General features: G+C 44.0%; 13 protein-coding genes and 1 tRNA gene. 6 read left to right on the top strand and 8 right to left on the bottom strand.

Annotated elements, in window-relative coordinates; translation table 11 throughout:
* Positions 1-518 precede the first annotated feature (518 nt).
* Genes ACSLUF_RS01205 through ACSLUF_RS01190 form a run of 4 tightly spaced genes read left to right on the top strand, consistent with a single transcriptional unit; the run spans position 519 to position 10991 of the window.
* Positions 519-3986: a hypothetical protein gene (locus tag ACSLUF_RS01205; RefSeq protein ID WP_435624308.1), complete on the top strand. Its 3468-nt coding sequence runs from the start codon at positions 519-521 to the stop codon at positions 3984-3986.
* Positions 3987-4005: 19 nt separating this feature from the next.
* The gene (locus tag ACSLUF_RS01200) at positions 4006-4467 is read left to right on the top strand and encodes a hypothetical protein (RefSeq protein WP_435624307.1); all 462 of its coding nucleotides are present in this window, start codon (positions 4006-4008) and stop codon (positions 4465-4467) included.
* A gap of 10 nt (positions 4468-4477) precedes the next feature.
* Entirely contained in the window at positions 4478-10261 is a 5784-nt protein-coding gene (locus tag ACSLUF_RS01195; RefSeq protein WP_435624306.1) for a DUF6443 domain-containing protein, read from the top strand.
* A 16-nt stretch (positions 10262-10277) separates the two neighbouring features.
* Positions 10278-10991 carry a hypothetical protein gene (locus ACSLUF_RS01190; protein ID WP_435624305.1) on the top strand — a complete coding sequence of 238 codons (714 nt, stop codon included), beginning with the start codon at positions 10278-10280 and terminating at the stop codon, positions 10989-10991.
* Positions 10992-11201: 210 nt separating this feature from the next.
* Here the strand turns inward: ACSLUF_RS01190 and ACSLUF_RS01185 are convergent, their stop codons facing one another.
* A complete protein-coding gene (locus ACSLUF_RS01185; RefSeq protein WP_435624304.1) occupies positions 11202-11615 on the bottom strand; it encodes a hypothetical protein in 414 nt (137 codons plus the stop codon).
* 109 nt (positions 11616-11724) lie between these two features.
* Between ACSLUF_RS01185 and ACSLUF_RS01180 the strand changes: the two genes are divergently transcribed.
* Positions 11725-11949 (top strand): helix-turn-helix domain-containing protein, encoded by a 225-nt coding sequence (locus tag ACSLUF_RS01180; RefSeq protein ID WP_435624303.1) that lies wholly within the window; start codon positions 11725-11727, stop codon positions 11947-11949.
* A 124-nt stretch (positions 11950-12073) separates the two neighbouring features.
* Here ACSLUF_RS01180 and ACSLUF_RS01175 read toward each other — a convergent pair.
* The 5 genes from ACSLUF_RS01175 to ACSLUF_RS01155 form a co-directional block, all read right to left on the bottom strand.
* Positions 12074-12145: transfer RNA gene (locus ACSLUF_RS01175), tRNA-Arg, on the bottom strand.
* A 148-nt stretch (positions 12146-12293) separates the two neighbouring features.
* Complete coding sequence (locus ACSLUF_RS01170) at positions 12294-12701, bottom strand: response regulator (protein ID WP_435624302.1); 408 nt, start codon at positions 12699-12701, stop codon at positions 12294-12296.
* A 95-nt stretch (positions 12702-12796) separates the two neighbouring features.
* The gene (locus ACSLUF_RS01165) at positions 12797-13210 is read right to left on the bottom strand and encodes a DUF6691 family protein (RefSeq protein WP_435625859.1); all 414 of its coding nucleotides are present in this window, start codon (positions 13208-13210) and stop codon (positions 12797-12799) included.
* Between the two features lie 2 nt (positions 13211-13212).
* Positions 13213-13770 (bottom strand): YeeE/YedE family protein, encoded by a 558-nt coding sequence (locus ACSLUF_RS01160; RefSeq protein WP_435624301.1) that lies wholly within the window; start codon positions 13768-13770, stop codon positions 13213-13215.
* Positions 13771-13822: 52 nt separating this feature from the next.
* Complete coding sequence (locus ACSLUF_RS01155; protein ID WP_435624300.1) at positions 13823-14029, bottom strand: YgaP family membrane protein; 207 nt, start codon at positions 14027-14029, stop codon at positions 13823-13825.
* Between the two features lie 202 nt (positions 14030-14231).
* On the opposite strand from ACSLUF_RS01155, the gene ACSLUF_RS01150 reads away from it, so the two are divergent.
* On the top strand, positions 14232-15101 hold the full coding sequence (locus ACSLUF_RS01150; RefSeq protein ID WP_435625858.1) for a sterol desaturase family protein: 870 nt from the start codon (positions 14232-14234) through the stop codon (positions 15099-15101).
* A 3-nt stretch (positions 15102-15104) separates the two neighbouring features.
* Here ACSLUF_RS01150 and trxA read toward each other — a convergent pair whose 3' ends face one another.
* On the bottom strand, positions 15105-15401 hold the full coding sequence (trxA, locus tag ACSLUF_RS01145) for a thioredoxin (RefSeq protein ID WP_435624299.1): 297 nt from the start codon (positions 15399-15401) through the stop codon (positions 15105-15107).
* Positions 15402-15403: 2 nt separating this feature from the next.
* Positions 15404-15781 carry a rhodanese-like domain-containing protein gene (locus ACSLUF_RS01140; RefSeq protein ID WP_435624298.1) on the bottom strand — a complete coding sequence of 126 codons (378 nt, stop codon included), beginning with the start codon at positions 15779-15781 and terminating at the stop codon, positions 15404-15406.

The raw sequence follows: 15781 nt of genomic DNA, 5'->3' as shown, positions 1-15781 counted from the left end.
TCCTAAAGGGATATACATCTTAACTACTAGTAACAACTTCCTTTATGGTCGATTGAACCTTATTTAGTAAGTAAAAAACACCTCTTTTTTCATAGGGATTTAAAAAATTAACAGATTACTTCCATCTCCAATAGAAAATTACCCATTTCTCTAAAAAAAAGTAAAAATCTGGGGTAACAATTGCTGGCAATAAGACATAAAAAGGTGTACGAATATTCGCTGTTTTCTAGCGACAAACTTAATCATCAAATGTCATACTTTTCAACCTATCAGACTAGCAAGCAAACTTCAAACTCAGGTACTAGATTTTCCAATTCCTTTTTAAAAGGCCTTTCCTTCTTTTTATCTGGCTAACGCTGATACCATTTGACATTTCCATTGCGCCTGGATTTTATGCCATAAAGTCCAAGAAGACCCACAAATAAACGCGATTTGTGATTCCATCGCCAGTATGGAACCTGAAATCGTTGTGGGGTATCCATATCACTCTATTACGAAACATTTATACAGAATATCAAATGAAAACAAAACATCTTTTATGTACCCTGGTAATACTTCTAGCGGTACAACTGCGAGCACAAGAAAAAAGCTATTTCGCCGAACTGGTTCCTCCAAGTCCGGATGTTGCTCAATTAGGGCAGTACGGTGCCACACAGGTTGGCAAGTACACGGGCACAGCCAATGTAAGCATACCTCTGCATTCCATTGATTTGGACGGTCTACAGATACCCATCGCGCTTTCGTACCAGACCGGTGGTATCAAAGTGGCACAAGAAGCCTCATGGGTCGGCCTTGGCTGGAACCTTTCCGCCAACGCCGTTATCACCAAACAGACCAATGGATATGATGACCTCTCCAACGGGGGCGGGGCCATTGGCTATCTGTTCAGTCCCAACTATAGTTTCGGTAGCTTGACACCGGCACAGGAAGCCGCATTGTTAAATGCCTACCAGACCACTCCCCATGATACGGAACCCGACCTGTTCACGGCCAGCATATTCGGACAGTCCGTACAGTTTGTCATGCCCAAGCGAACTCCTGGCATTGACGAAGTACAGGCCATTGTGCTCAACGACAATCTGGTCAAAATTTATTATTATATAAACGACGACAAGTTCAAGGTGGTCAATGGACAAGGATATGAGTTCAATTTTGGAGGGGCAAGCAGCAATGGCTCCAAAGAATTTACCACCATGTACAGAAGCGATGGTTCCAATTTTCAGTCAGATGCTAGTGCGCTTGCAGGAAGTATAGCCTACCAAACCGCTGATAACGGGAGGACCTGGCAAAAGCACACGGCCTGGCATGTGGACAATGTGGTCTCCCCTTCCGGAAGGACCATACATTTTACTTACCAAAAGGTCTCCTATTTCGGGTTTCCCAGCTACTCCGAAAGTGCTAATTACAATATGTGCTCCAATCTGCCAAGTTCGAATGGAATACCCTACGTTGACTACGGTCCACAAAATTCAAAGACCGTGAGTTGCAACATAACAGGTTTTCAAGCAGTTCAACTCACCAAGATACATGGGGATTTCGGTGAGGTGAACTTCACCCTTTCCAGTAGAGAGGATATATCATCCAGATACCAGACGTCCCAGTTCAATCAATTTGCCTCGGTGATCCCTTCCGGAAACCCTATTGAAAGACTTACTGGCATCACGGTAAAGAACAGCCTGAACCAAACCATAAAAACCATAACCTTCAACAACCAGAGTTACTTCAATACGGATGAAAATGCCGATACCGGTAGCTATAAAAAGGAAAAGTACATCCGCCTCAAGTTGGATGGGGTTACAGTGAACGACCAAACCTATAGCTTTGACTATATCCAACCCAACGACCTCCCCCCCAAGGACAGTAAGGATGAGGATTTTTGGGGCTACTACAATGGAAAAGGCAATGTATCCAGGATTCCATCCTTTGGAAGATTGGTCTTTTGTAGCTCCTATACCAGGGAGGTATTCTTTAACCTAGAAGGCGCGAATAAAGGGGCGGATTTCAACTATGGAAAAATAGGACTGCTCAACAAGGTGACCTATCCCACCAAAGGGTACACCGAATTTGAATATGAAGGGAACAGCGTACTGGTGGATAAACCTACACAGTACACATATGACAATCCCTATACCAATTCCTCGGACCTTAGCTACAATTACCAATATCTCAAACGTACTCAGGTGGGGTACAGCAACCCGGTCTCTCATGGTGATGTATTTACCATAACATCGGCCAACAACTTACCCTTTGCCTATAATGTAAAAGTGGATTGGACCATAAGTTGTCCAGTGGAGCCAACATGTGGAGGTGCGGTGGATGATGGCCAAAATGTGTTCCAGATCATACGGCTCGATGGACCTAATCCAGGAGAAATTGTTGAGAAGCTTGCTTACAGGGGTACTCAGTTTGGCGTAACATTGAGTGATTCAGAGGAGTTCAGTTTGCCCAATGGGACCTATAGGTTTGAGAAGCCTGGCTACAGTGCGCCAACTGGAGGTGCATTCCTTAGCAGTACAGCAGGAGGGTATTATTTTGAGGACCCAGCAGATTCACCTTTCCCATGGGAGGAGTTCGAGGTTGGCGGTGCTAGGGTAAAGACCGTTACCAATAGGGATACCGGTGGAGGTTTTATAAGCAAAAAGGAATACGACTATAACGCCAGTAATTATGGACAACTGGTTTCAACAGGCAAACTGATGAACCAACTGGTCTATCATTCCAAATACGGATTTCTGGACTATACCCCCCAGGATTTCCTCCAAGTGTTCACCATGTCCTCGGGCAGTTCTACATCCCTGGACTTCTCTGCCCAGGGAAGTCATCTAGGGTACAGTTATGTTACTGAATACGATGTTTCCGAGACCGGAGTGACCAAGGGCAGTATTTTTACCAAGTATGAGAATCAGCCCAACGAGCTATTGACCTATTTTGTTGATGTCACGGCAGTTTCGTTGGGACCTCCAACAAATAACGCCAACGCCCTCCAAAATTATGATGTGTCCTATGGAAATGCTTACCTCATCGGGGTGCCCCCAATAAGCTTCAGCTATCGCAACGGCAATGTGCTGCAAGAGGAAATAGGGGACAGTAGCTTCAATCTCCTGAAGAAGATTGAAAATACACATGGGGATTACAATCTAACAACACTCCCGGTGTACAAAGCTTATTTCTCACCGGCCAATATCGTTGCCGATTATGGCTACAATCAACTGGGCAACAAGTTCCTCCCGACCCAGAGTGAGACCAGGGACTATTTCGGCAATGATTTTGTGACCACAACTGTGACAACGGATTATGAACTCACAAACTACCTGCCCCGTAGTGTGACCACTTCCACCTCGGAAACCAATGTGACCAACAAACAGGAAACCTTCTATGTGTTTGATACCGCCCATGGCCTGGGTTCTGAACCTAATATTGGTCCACTGATAGCTGCAAACCGATTGACCGATCCAGTGTATATACGCACCTATGAAAACAATGAAGTACTCTCCCAGACCAAGTTCAGGTATGGCAGTTTTTCAGGGGATATCTGGCGCTCAGAAGTACAGGAGGCAAAGGGTACAACGGAACCTCTGACTCAGAGAATGGACTTTGTATCCTATGACGACTTGGGCAACCTGACGGAATACAAACGAACCGATGGGGTTTCCGTGAGTTACATATGGGGCTATGACCAGATGTATCCTGTGGCAAAAATAGAGAATGCCACCCGGTCCCAAATAAATCCTATTCTTCAAGCAAACTCTTATAATCCATCTAATTCAGGTTTAACCCTGTCCCAAGAAAATGCTCTACGCAATAGCTTGCCCAATGCAATGGTCACCACCTACACCTACAAGCCCGGGGTGGGCATGACCACCATGACCGACCCCCGTGGATATAAAATGACTTATGAGTACGATGCCAACAACCGCCTAAAAAAGGTAAAGGATGCGAGCAACGATGTGGTGAACGAGTACGATTACCATTTTAAGGGACAATAACCAAATAAAACCGAATACGATGACACATTCCAAAAAATACATATACCTAAAATATACCATCATTACAGCTTTATTGTCGATAGCCTTTATCACGAATTTAAGTTCCCAACAAACCCCGGCTGAACGCTTGGTGGGCAATTGGTATTTCGATGAGGTTAGCTCTTTTGCCACCATGGACACCCGTTCAAGGACCCAGATGGACACCATTCCTCAATTGAAGTCCCAGGTATTGAATTCCTACCGTGGTAGACGTTTGTTCATATCCCAAGATGGCAGTTGTTCCCTTGCTCTGGCCAATGGCCAGACGGCCGTTTTTAGTTGGTCATTGGCCAACGATGGAACCCTTACCCTGACCAATGCCAACGGGACTACTGTTCAAGAGAGCGTAAGGGTACTGACCCCAAATCGCTTGGTACTGGTTCCCTCAGCCAAGGGCAATGCCAGAAGTATAATAGCAGAACAACACTTTATCAGACAATAAACCGAATACCATGCAAAGCATAAAACAAAAATTCCATATCGCCCCTTATCAAATAGTAATCGCTCTTTTTGTTCTTTGTACCCCAATCATGTCTAAGGCGCAGTTTGGTGGTGGATCCATTGCCATTTTTGGTCCCACCTCGGCTACCGCTGGTGAAACAAAGAATTATTCCCTGGCCGCACCCTCAAATATTACCTCCACCAATTGGTATGCCAGTACTGGAGCAACGATTCAATCGTCAAGCACTTTTAATGCTACAGTAAATTTCAACAGTGCAGGTACCAGACAGGTTTCGGCGGTCTCCATAGATATCTTTTTCAGCTTTTATACGGATGACCTCAATGTCTCGGTTTCACCTGGAATCCCGAGTAATCCTGGAAACCCCACAATTTCAAGTAACAACTGTGGCCAGGCCATCCTCCAACGTTCGGGCACACCTCCCAGTGGCGTGACCTGGTATTGGCAGGGAAAAGACCCCAATGGCACCCGTGTTGATAAAGGTTCGGGTTCCACCTATATAGCCGATGAGGGAAACGGGACCTATTACATACGGGCCAAAAGCAGTTCAGGGTGGAGTACGGGATCAGGGGTCAGATCTGTGAACATAACATCTTTTGAATCTATAGATATTACTGGGAGTCAAACCATCTGTTATGGTGGAGATCCAGGAGGTATGGGCTCAAACCCCGGTGCTACCGGAGGAACCAGTTATACCTATCGATGGGAAAGGTCGGATGACGGTCTCAATAATTGGGTTGGTGTTGGATGGGCCACATTAAGTACCTATAATCCTCCTGGAGGTCTTACTGCCGACCGATATTACCGAAGAAAAGTCACTTCATGCAGCGGACAGTACAGGTATTCAAATGTGGTCAAAGTGACCGTGCGTCCCAATCTGAACGCAGGGGCAATTGTCCAGCCAAGCCCTATCTGTTATGGGTCAAGCCCCGGCCCTCTTACCACATCGACCCCTCCTTCAGGAGGCGACGGTAATTATAATCAATTATGGGAATATTTTAATACCTCCAGTAACTCCTGGGTCTATACGGGAGTAAACTCAGCTACATATGACCCCCCCGAAAATCTTACCTCATCTAGGCAGTATAGAAAAGTAGTATATTCCTGCGGGCAGTCCCTGCATACTGATCCAATTACGGTAACCGTGAGGCCCAGCCTTTCTCCTGGGACCATTGCAGGTGAACAGACCCGGTGCTTCAACGAGCTGTTGAGCCCGTTTACCACCACTGCATCCCCAACAGGTGGAAATGGCAGTTACGCTTATAAATGGCAATTTTCTAACAGCGGTTCCAGCCCTTGGACGGATATCAACGGAGCCACATCAAGTACCTATAATCCCAATGGAACCCTAGTTTCTGACAGATGGTTTAGAAAACAAGTAACATCATGTGGACAGACCCTTCACACAGACCCTGTCAAGGTCACCATAGACCAGGGCCAGACCTATTATTACGATACCGATGGGGATGGGTATGGCAATCCCTCCAATAGTATCTCAGCCTGTACTCAGCCCTCAGGCACGGTGACCAACAGTTCAGACTATGATGATAGTACCATCCTAGTTACCAACCTTGCTCCACAGACCTGGTACAAGGATGCCGATGGGGATGGTTTTGGGGACAATTCCGCAACCCTTACCGCCAGTTTTAAGCGTTTGGGTTGGGCCACCAACAATACCGACCAATGTCCCAACGACCCCGGTTCGGGCGATGGTTGCAATCCCTTTTCAGTATCCCATAGCGACGAAAACTATGTTACCGTAAAAAGCTATCAGGATGATTCTGAAAGTGAAGCCATTCAAAACGTTTCTTATTTTGATGGACTAGGACGCAAAAAACAGGATGTGGCAATTCGAGCATCGGGGTCTGCCTCGGCAAAAAGTCCAAATCTGGCCCCAGGGTGGTCCATGGACTGGACCGTGGGCACGGGAAGTACGACCTTCTTTAACCAAAATGGGGCCACTTCGGAGAACAGTCGGATACAGGCGCCCGATCCCTTTGGTAGGCCTGCCACTATCTGGGAATGCGGCAATGATCAAAGTAGCAATTCGGATGGGGGTTGGAATACGGTCAGTATCAATGTAGACAAAACCAAGACTTACCGATATACTGTTTGGGTACGACGTAATCACGGTCAGGAAGGACAGACCTATCACGGCACCCAACATGTGAACAACCTATCTGGAAGTGCCAATGGTGATCCCTATTTCTGGAATGGAGACCTTCCCCAACTCGATACCTGGTATTTATTAGTAGGCATCATCCATCCCCACACGCATGGTACTACAGGCAGTGGCGTGAGCGGAGTATATGACCTGCAAGGTAATAAGGTGGACAATGGAACCGACTTTAAATGGCGCTCCGACACCACCACCTCGTATTTTAGGAGTTATCTCGACTATTGCACTGATGTAAACGTACGTCAGTATTTTCATGCCCCTGTTTTGGAAGTTGTGGATGGCAATGAGCTTCCATTGCAAAAGTTCTTTGACGATGGCAAGCCCAAGGATGTGGTTACCCATGTAGAGTACGACACTTATGGAAGAGCATCAAAGCAGTACCTGCCCTATATGGAATATGGGAATATCGGTGCATTCAGGAGTGGGGCCAAAACGGCTACTAATGACCACTATACCGAATTCTACGGTGCGGATATCAACTCCGGTACACCCAACCCCTTCTCCGAGACCGAATATGAGGCCTCCCCGCTCAACAGAGTGTTAAAACAGGCCGCACCAGGACACGATTGGCGCATGGGTGGCGGACACGAAATAGAGTTTGGCTACCAGACCAATGTGGCCGACGAGGTCCGCTTTTTTAAGGTGACCTTTAGCGGGGGCAATACCGAAGCTCCCCAGCTTACTCAAAGTGGGTACTATCCGGCCAAGGAACTTTATAAAAAAGTGACCTATGATGAGAACCATACCTCAGGCACGGACCACAGTACCGAGGAGTTCACCAACAAACGCGGGCAGGTGGTGCTCAAACGCACTTACAACAGCGGATCGCACGACACCTATTATGTGTATGACGATTTTGGCAACCTCACCTATGTGATTCCGCCCAAGGTGACCACAGCCAGCGTGAGCACTACAGAGCTAAATGAGCTTTGTTACCAGTACAAATACGACCATCGCAACCGCCTAGTGGAAAAGAGGTTGCCCGGAAAGGACCCTGAAGAAATCGTTTACAACAAACTGGACCAGCCCATCATGACCCGGGATGCCAATTTGCAGGCCAACAGTCAGTGGCTCTTTACCAAATACGATGCTTTTGGCAGGGTGGCCTATACTGGAGTCATTAATTCAAGTAGCTCACGAAGCACACACCAAACAGCGGCAGATGGTACAACCAACCAATTTGAGTCTCGTGTAGGTACACCGGTAAACCATGAACCTTCTCCCGGCGTTAACGTATATTACAGCAATACCGCTTATCCCAACACAAACATCGGCGAAATATACACCGTAAACTACTACGACAGTTACGTGGATACCGATGGGCTCAGTGTACCGACATCGGTACTGGGACAGACCAAAGCAACCAATGTGCGGGGTCTGGTCACTGGAAGCAAGGTACGGGTATTGGGAACCAACAACTGGATTACCACCATTACAGGATATGATGTAAAAGGAAGACCTATCTATACAGCCAGTAAGAACAATTATCTGAACACCACGGACATTGTGGAGACCGAACTGGACTTTGCGGGCAAGGTGGTGCGAACGGTAACCAGCCATACCAAGGGCAGTAATCCGGCCATCGTTACCACGGACAACTTTACCTACGACCAAATGGCGCGTTTGGTGCAACAGACCCAGACCCTAGGTTCACATACGGAGACTGTGGTAGAAAACAGTTATGATGAACTGGGCCAGCTTGTGGAGAAAAAAGTAGGGGGTGGTCTGCAAAACGTGGACTACACCTATAACGTGCGGGGCTGGCTAAAGCAAATTAACGACCCCAGCAATCTGGGGAGTGACCTCTTTGCGTTTGGGATAAACTACAATAGCACTCAATATGGCGGGGGTCCGCTATACAATGGCAATATTGCCGAAACAGCATGGAAGACCTCCAATGACAATGAGCTAAGAAGGTACCGGTATGAATATGATGCCCTGAACCGATTGGAACTGGCCGCATTCAATGTTGGCGACAATTCCCAACCACACCGATATTCCACCTCCAATATCAGTTATGATAAAAACGGTAACATCTTAGGTCTGACCAGAAACGGCCACACCAACAGCGGGGCCACCAGCTTTGGCACCATGGACAATCTGGTCTACACCTATGACAGTGGCAACAAGCTTACCAATGTTGCGGACAACAATGCCAGTGACACTTACGGCTTTGTGGATGTAAACGGCAGTGGTACGGAATATACCTATGACTTAAACGGGAATATGAAGACCGATGCCAACAAGGGCATTACCGGCATAAGCTATAACCATTTGAACCTTCCCACTAGCATTTCGATAAACGGTGCAGGGGGCAACGGTACCATTTCGTATATTTATGATGCCACGGGCGCTAAATTAAAGAAGACCGTGGGAAGTTCTGTGACAGAGTACGCGGGCAACCATATATACCAAAATGGCAGCCTCCAGTTCTTTAACCATGCGGAAGGCTATGTGACCCCGGATGGCAGTGGCGGGTACGACTATGTGTACCAGTACAAGGACCATTTGGGCAATGTGCGGTTGAGTTTTATTGACAACAACGGCACCACCGAAATTGTGGAGGAGAACAACTACTACCCCTTTGGCCTAAAGCACAAGGGGTACAACGAAGCGGTGTCACCCCTTGGCAATAGTGTAGCGAATAAGTGGAAGTATAATGGTATGGAACTTGATGAAAGTTTGGGCTTGGAGACCTATGATTTTGGTGCCAGGAACTATGATCCGGCACTGGGTAGATGGATGAACATAGATCCGCTTGCGGAACAGATGAGAAGGCATAGTCCATATAATTATGCGTATAATAACCCTGTTGCTTTTATAGATCCTGACGGGATGTTGGGACAGGCAGCGTGGGCTTCCTCGTTTGGGATTAGTCTGAGCAGCATGGGTAGTATGTTTACAGAATCTGAAGCGGCTGTTCAAAGAAGGCAGCGACAGGCTATTTACGATAGAATAAACGGTGTTTTAAATGATGAAGAAGTTGAGGAAGAAAAAGAAGATTGTCCTAGATGTGACGATGCAAATATTTTAGTAAATGCTGTAAGACAAGCTGCTGCTGAACATGGGGTTAATATGGCGAATGAATACATAGCCAATTGGACAAAAGAGCCAGGAGAGTTTAATACGAATGAATATATTGGCGAAGGCTACTCATATACGCTTAGCCAGCCGATAGAAACAGGGGCTAATTTCGAGGATTTAGATGAAGATGAGTTTTACAGATTTCAAAATGATGATATTGTTATCTCAATTGATGGAGAGACAGTTAAATCAGATATAAGTTTTTTTATTGGACAAAAAAAAGGTTCATCTAATTCTGATTACAATATAGCACGAGTTGAGATAGGAGTACACAGCGAAAATCGAACAGGAGGAGCACGTTCAGAAGGTAAAGTAAGGTTCAGAGGGGTTAATGGTAAAGTAGTGGCAAACCTAAACTTTAAAACAGAGAAGCAACATAATGCTTTCTGGAGAACAAATTTCACAAATATTAGAAATACTGCTATTATGAGTACCTTAAGTGCATATGATAGAAAGAATGGAACAAATTTTATGGGTAAAATAAAAGGGACTGCATGGTCAACAATCGAATAACTTAAAAGCTAATAGAATGGAAATAAAGTGTTTTTTCTCCTTTAGAAAAATAATATTAATCATTACTACTTCGGTATTTGTGTCTTGTAATCAAGACACAGAGTTCAATGGTGTTTGGGTAAGTTTTAATAATGGGGTAAAGGTCAATTCTCTTGGACGGTTAGATGGAACTATTCACTTTGATAGTAATAATATGTATCTGAAAGGATTAGGTTTGCCAGAGGATGGATTAGATCCTTTTGAAAAGCAATATAAAAGAGTAGATAATTTAACTTTCGAAAGTAAAGGAGAAAAAGTTAAGATTAAAAAAATGTCTGAAACGATAATAAAATTGAGTTTTATAAAAAGAAAAGAAACACTAAATGTTTTTTACCATAAACTCCCGCAAAAGACTTTATTAATAAATCATAGTTATATAAATAAGTCCTATCGTATTAAATCACCAGAGACAGCTTCCAAACATATTAGCTTTGTTAATGATTCCATTTGTATTGAGTTTGACACCAAAAAGGGAGTTTCTCAAAATTTAAAATGGAATACATATGTCCTAAAAAATTACAACTTTCTTGTTCTTCAAGACAGAATTAGTCCATATCAATTTGTTGTGGATTCCATAGAAGGTGATGATGTTTTCCTATCATATTATACCGATAAGCATAGAGAATTAAAATGGGAATATGTAAACCGTAAAATTTTCGATGCTATAAATGACAGCATTAAAAGTAATTAGTTAATAATGGCTTTAGATAAGAATACTTTTGTTGCCTAGCTGTCCCCTTATTAGCGCTCGCCTGTGACGAGTGCAACCCCAGCTACCGCCAGACTCGTGCTGAGCTTGTCGAAGCATCTCTGGTGGTTACAGCAAGAGTAAGCATACAAACCACGGCAGTTGTGTCGTGGTTTTTTTCACCCACCCAACCCCGCTACCCTTTTTGGCTGGTTAAGCGGAGGAGCTGTTCTTACCCTTAAAATCTTGCAACTTTTGATATACAAAACAAAATTGCAGTTGCCGGTCTTTTTTGGGTGACTCAAGGGTATACTGTAGAACAAACCTATCCGCATCCATTTCTATATGGCCGCGTGCAAGCGGTTCGGGAACCTTTTGCATTTTACTTTTTTTACCACGGGTAAATTCCAGTGCACACGAAAAGATAATCTGGTCCATGACCTTCATGTTCATCAACCTAGGGTTTGCTGTTTTCGTGATAACCACGCGCCCGCTTTTTCTGGATTTTAGATTTAAAAACTCACCCTGGTAAAAACTAAAGATGTCGAGTTGGTCAAAATGTAGATTCAGCCTTTTTCGCTTCTTCGTTTCAAAAAAATCTTGGATAACCTCAGAAATATTCTGCATATAAAAACCTTGTTGATGCAATTTTTTACTTCGAGGATGAGGTTCAAATATAATAAAAAACAACCTTTCGGTTGTTACAAAGATTGATTTAAGACCTGAAATTGCTCTCATGGAAAAAAAATCTAAAGAGCAGTTACTTCAGGATTTGGCTCTAAGGGTAAAAGAACTCCGTGGAATAAAAGGTGTTACCCAAGAGGAAGCACTTAATGACACAGGTATCCAGTTCTCCCGAATAGAACAAGGGAAACGAGACGTTCAACTTTCCACGGTACAAAAACTTTGTCACTATTTTGATATTTCGATGACCGAGTTTTTTAATGAAATTTTTAAATAGCCCCCAGCTATCGCCATTGTTGCCTTGAGCTATGCGGGAGTGTTCTTAGTTCTTTTAAAGGGTAAAGGTAGCCTTAGCAAGAATTGAATTTGCATTGAACGTTTAAGAAACCTGCCTGCCAAAGTAGCCTCACCAGGACTCGAACCTGGATCTAAAGTTTAGGAAACTTCTATTCTATCCCTTGAACTATGAGGCCAAAGTTGTATCGGCACGCAGGCAGGCTTCCATTCCATCCATCCCGCCTTGCCCGACGCAAGTCGCGGTAGGTTGAACCCCAAGGCCATATTGAACTTGTGGAATGCAAAAATAATTTATTTTGATTGGGATACAAGACTACGCTAATTCTAATGGGCGTTACCGTTCTCTTCGTTGGCAAAAATCCCCTGTAAATGGATTCGAGAAAGGGGCTTGTCTATATATCCGGAAATTAGAGGGTGTTCTTTGGCAATACCCCGGTCATTCGTTTTTGCAAACGCGGAAAGCACATAGACCTTAGGAAATTTTGCTTTTCCATATTGTTGTTGGATTTCCTCCAAAAAAGTCCATCCATCCATTCCTCCCATAACCAAATCCAAGAAAATAATATCTGGAAGCTGATTTTTCTCCTTAAAAAAATCAACAAAGAAAGAAAGGCCTTCTTCCCCACTATCACAGGTGGTAATATCCACATCGCCAAAAAACTGTTGTACACAGTATCTCGTGGCAAATTGCGACACTAAGTCGTCATCTATTATACAAATAGTCAGGGGCATGTGAGGTTATTGAATGCTTAATCCCCAAAACTATGACCTTCTGGATGATTGGCAAGGAAAACTCGGCATTTTGTAGTAAAATCAGACAAGTTTCCTCAATGGGGGAGCTTTTCCCTTAAAATACCGTACACGTAGGTTCCAAAAATGGCGGCCCCCAGGACTATGAGTATGGACCAATATCCCGCACCAACCAAAGTATACATAGGTCCTGGACAGGCACCCGCCAACGCCCAGCCCAATCCAAAAAAGATACCTCCAAAAAGATATCCCTTAACCCCTGGATTTTTTGGGGAAAAAGTGATTTTGCTTCCAAAAAAAGATTTGATTCCCATCCTTCGGATAAGCTGATTCTGTAAAACTCCCAAGGCCACAGCAGAACCGATAATGCCATACATATGAAAGGATTGGAATTGGAACATTTCGTAAATGCGAAACCATGATGCGGCTTCTGACTTAAAAAGTACAATTCCGAAGAAGATTCCGATGGCCAAATATGCGATACTTTTCATCATCAAAACAGAATTGGAAACAACACATGAACCATGAACAAACCTCCAATAAAAAACCCGATTACCGCAATAAGTGATGGAAGTTGCAGGTTGCTTAATCCCGAAATGGCATGCCCTGAGGTACAGCCTCCGGCGTAACGCGCTCCAAAACCTACCAAAAATCCACCCGCTACCAGATAGAGTAGTTTTTTAGGGTCTGTAAAGACTGTTTCCGAAAAGAGTTCCTTGGGCAAATATTCCTGACCTGCTCCTGCAAATCCAATCTCATGCAAATTGGAAACGGTATTGGCACTAATGGCCACTGCATCCGTGCTGGACAGAAAAAAATGCCCAATGAATCCGCCAATAACCACCCCAACCACCACAATTAAGTTCCACTTTTGGGCTTTCCAGTCAAATCTGAAAAATTCGGCATGTTTGTCCGCCCCGAGCATACTGCATACCGTTCGCAGGTTAGATGACATTCCAAAGCGTTTCCCCATCATCGTCAGCAAAAAGAGCACCAAAGCCATTAATGGCCCAGATACATACCAAGGCCAAGGGTTTAAAATGTATTCCATGTTTTGTAGATCAGAATGTAGTGCAATGTAAAAAACAAAGCCCAAGGTGTGGTTACTTTTTTACTTTACAGGTGTTTAATCCAACCAAGGCATATAGGGGACAAAAGCTTACAAAGGAGGTTAAAACAAAGATTGCGCCCAAGGCAAGAAGCACGTAGGCAAAAATGCCACTTACGGTTCCGGTAAAATACAAGGCTGCAATAATCCCAGCTACAATAAAACGTACTATGCGGTCCAATCCGCCCATATTCTTTTTCATATCAATTGTTTTTAATAAAAGTGATAAGCAGTGCGGCCAAAACGGCAATGCCCGCACAAATGATACAGACCAGGACCAGTTTATGCCACACTTTAAGTTTCATACCCAAAACTATATATTGAATACCCATTTTTTGGTAACCCAGGTTACATTGGAAGCATTAATTTTGAACTATATTGAACACTTGAATCCGATTCGCGGTATGGAAATCTATTTGGAGGCTTTAAAGCAGGGATTTTTGGGCACTTTGGGATGGACCTGGAAATCCATTCTTTTTCAAGTGCCTTGGTATTCCAACTACTTTTGGGGACTTATCCTTATTTCCTTACTCGTTTGGGGGCTTGAAATTTTCTTTCCTTGGCGTAAGAACCAATCTGTTTTCCGAAAGGATTTTTGGTTGGATGCTTTCTATATGTTCTTCAATTTTTTCATCTTCAGTATTGTTATTAGCGGGGTGTACAAAGCGTTGGAAGTGTTTTTCGGTCAAGTGGGAATTAACGCTAAAAGCATAGCTTTTATTGACACCTCGTCTTTGCCGAATTGGGCGCAGTTACTTGTGTTTTTTATCCTATTGGATTTCGTACAGTGGTTTACCCATATTTGTCTCCATAAGTTTCCGGCGCTTTGGCAGTTCCATAAAATCCACCATAGTGTAAAAGAGATGGGTTTTGCAGCTCATTTACGCTACCACTGGATGGAAAACATTTTGTACAAACCTCTCAAAACCTTTGGTGTGATGTTGTTGGGAGGTTTTGAACCAGAACAAGCGTATTTGGTTCATTTTGCAGCGATTGCCATTGGCCATTTGAACCATGCCAATATAAAATTGACCTATGGTCCTTTGAAGTATATTTTCAACAACCCGGTGATGCACCTATACCATCACTCCTATGTATTGCCCGAAGGAAGGTTTGGAGTCAATTTTGGGATAAGCCTTAGCCTGTGGGATTATATTTTTGGCACACAGCACATTCCTGAGGACAGTGGTACAATTCAGCTGGGATTTCCAGGAGAAGAATCCGTTCCCAAAAACTTTTGGGGGCAACTGCTGTATGGTTTTCGAAAAAAATAAGAGCTACACTGCGCTTTTCAGTTCGTTTTCCAAAGATTGCGCCTGCACCACTCCGGACTGCCTCCAAATCGGTTTTCCCTCTTTGAAAATAATAAGCGTAGGGACTCCTCGCACTTGAAACTGTGAAGCCAAAGCCGGATTTTTGTCCACATCAATCTTTACAATTTTGGCATTCTCCCCTATTCTGGATTTCACATCCTTTAAAATAGGAGCCATCATCTTACAGGGGCCGCACCACTCCGCATAAAAATCAACCAAAACCGGTTTGTCACCAGAAATTATATCACTAAACTTTGCCATACTTACTTTTTTGATTTCTTCCAATCATCATATCCACCAGAATAGTCGAAAATTTGGTCGAATCCTTCCAGTTTCAATAGCTCTGCCGCATTTCTACTGCGAACCCCACTTTTACAATATAAATAGACAGGAGTGTTTTTGTCCAGTTTTTCAATTTGGTCCATGAATTTTTTACGGTCCATCACATCAAAGTTTAAAGCTCCTTCTATATGCCCTTGTTCATATTCTTTTGATGTACGTACATCCACCAATTGCACATTTTTTCCAATTGCATGGTCTTTGAGCTGCTGTTGATTTACACGAACCACCTCTTGTCCAGTACATGACTTGCATAAAAGACAGATTGTGAACAGAACTATCGCTAGACGAAAATGGGCCAT

The sequence above is a fragment of the Flagellimonas sp. genome (genome assembly GCF_965601775.1).
Classification (GTDB): domain Bacteria; phylum Bacteroidota; class Bacteroidia; order Flavobacteriales; family Flavobacteriaceae; genus Flagellimonas.
This window is presented reverse-complemented; position numbering and strand designations above follow the sequence as displayed.

Bases quoted from the DNA above. Each gene is read 5' to 3' on its own strand.
- ACSLUF_RS01205 (WP_435624308.1), top strand. From the start codon at position 519: ATGAAAACAAAACATCTTTTATGTACCCTGGTAATACTTCTAGCGGTA.
- ACSLUF_RS01200 (WP_435624307.1), top strand. From the start codon at position 4,006: ATGACACATTCCAAAAAATACATATACCTAAAATATACCATCATTACA.
- ACSLUF_RS01195 (WP_435624306.1), top strand. From the start codon at position 4,478: ATGCAAAGCATAAAACAAAAATTCCATATCGCCCCTTATCAAATAGTA.
- ACSLUF_RS01190 (WP_435624305.1), top strand. From the start codon at position 10,278: ATGGAAATAAAGTGTTTTTTCTCCTTTAGAAAAATAATATTAATCATT.
- ACSLUF_RS01185 (WP_435624304.1), bottom strand. From the start codon at position 11,615: ATGCAGAATATTTCTGAGGTTATCCAAGATTTTTTTGAAACGAAGAAG.
- ACSLUF_RS01180 (WP_435624303.1), top strand. From the start codon at position 11,725: ATGGAAAAAAAATCTAAAGAGCAGTTACTTCAGGATTTGGCTCTAAGG.
- ACSLUF_RS01170 (WP_435624302.1), bottom strand. From the start codon at position 12,701: ATGCCCCTGACTATTTGTATAATAGATGACGACTTAGTGTCGCAATTT.
- ACSLUF_RS01165 (WP_435625859.1), bottom strand. From the start codon at position 13,210: ATGAAAAGTATCGCATATTTGGCCATCGGAATCTTCTTCGGAATTGTA.
- ACSLUF_RS01160 (WP_435624301.1), bottom strand. From the start codon at position 13,770: ATGGAATACATTTTAAACCCTTGGCCTTGGTATGTATCTGGGCCATTA.
- ACSLUF_RS01155 (WP_435624300.1), bottom strand. From the start codon at position 14,029: ATGAAAAAGAATATGGGCGGATTGGACCGCATAGTACGTTTTATTGTA.
- ACSLUF_RS01150 (WP_435625858.1), top strand. From the start codon at position 14,232: ATGGAAATCTATTTGGAGGCTTTAAAGCAGGGATTTTTGGGCACTTTG.
- trxA (WP_435624299.1), bottom strand. From the start codon at position 15,401: ATGGCAAAGTTTAGTGATATAATTTCTGGTGACAAACCGGTTTTGGTT.
- ACSLUF_RS01140 (WP_435624298.1), bottom strand. From the start codon at position 15,781: ATGGCCCATTTTCGTCTAGCGATAGTTCTGTTCACAATCTGTCTTTTA.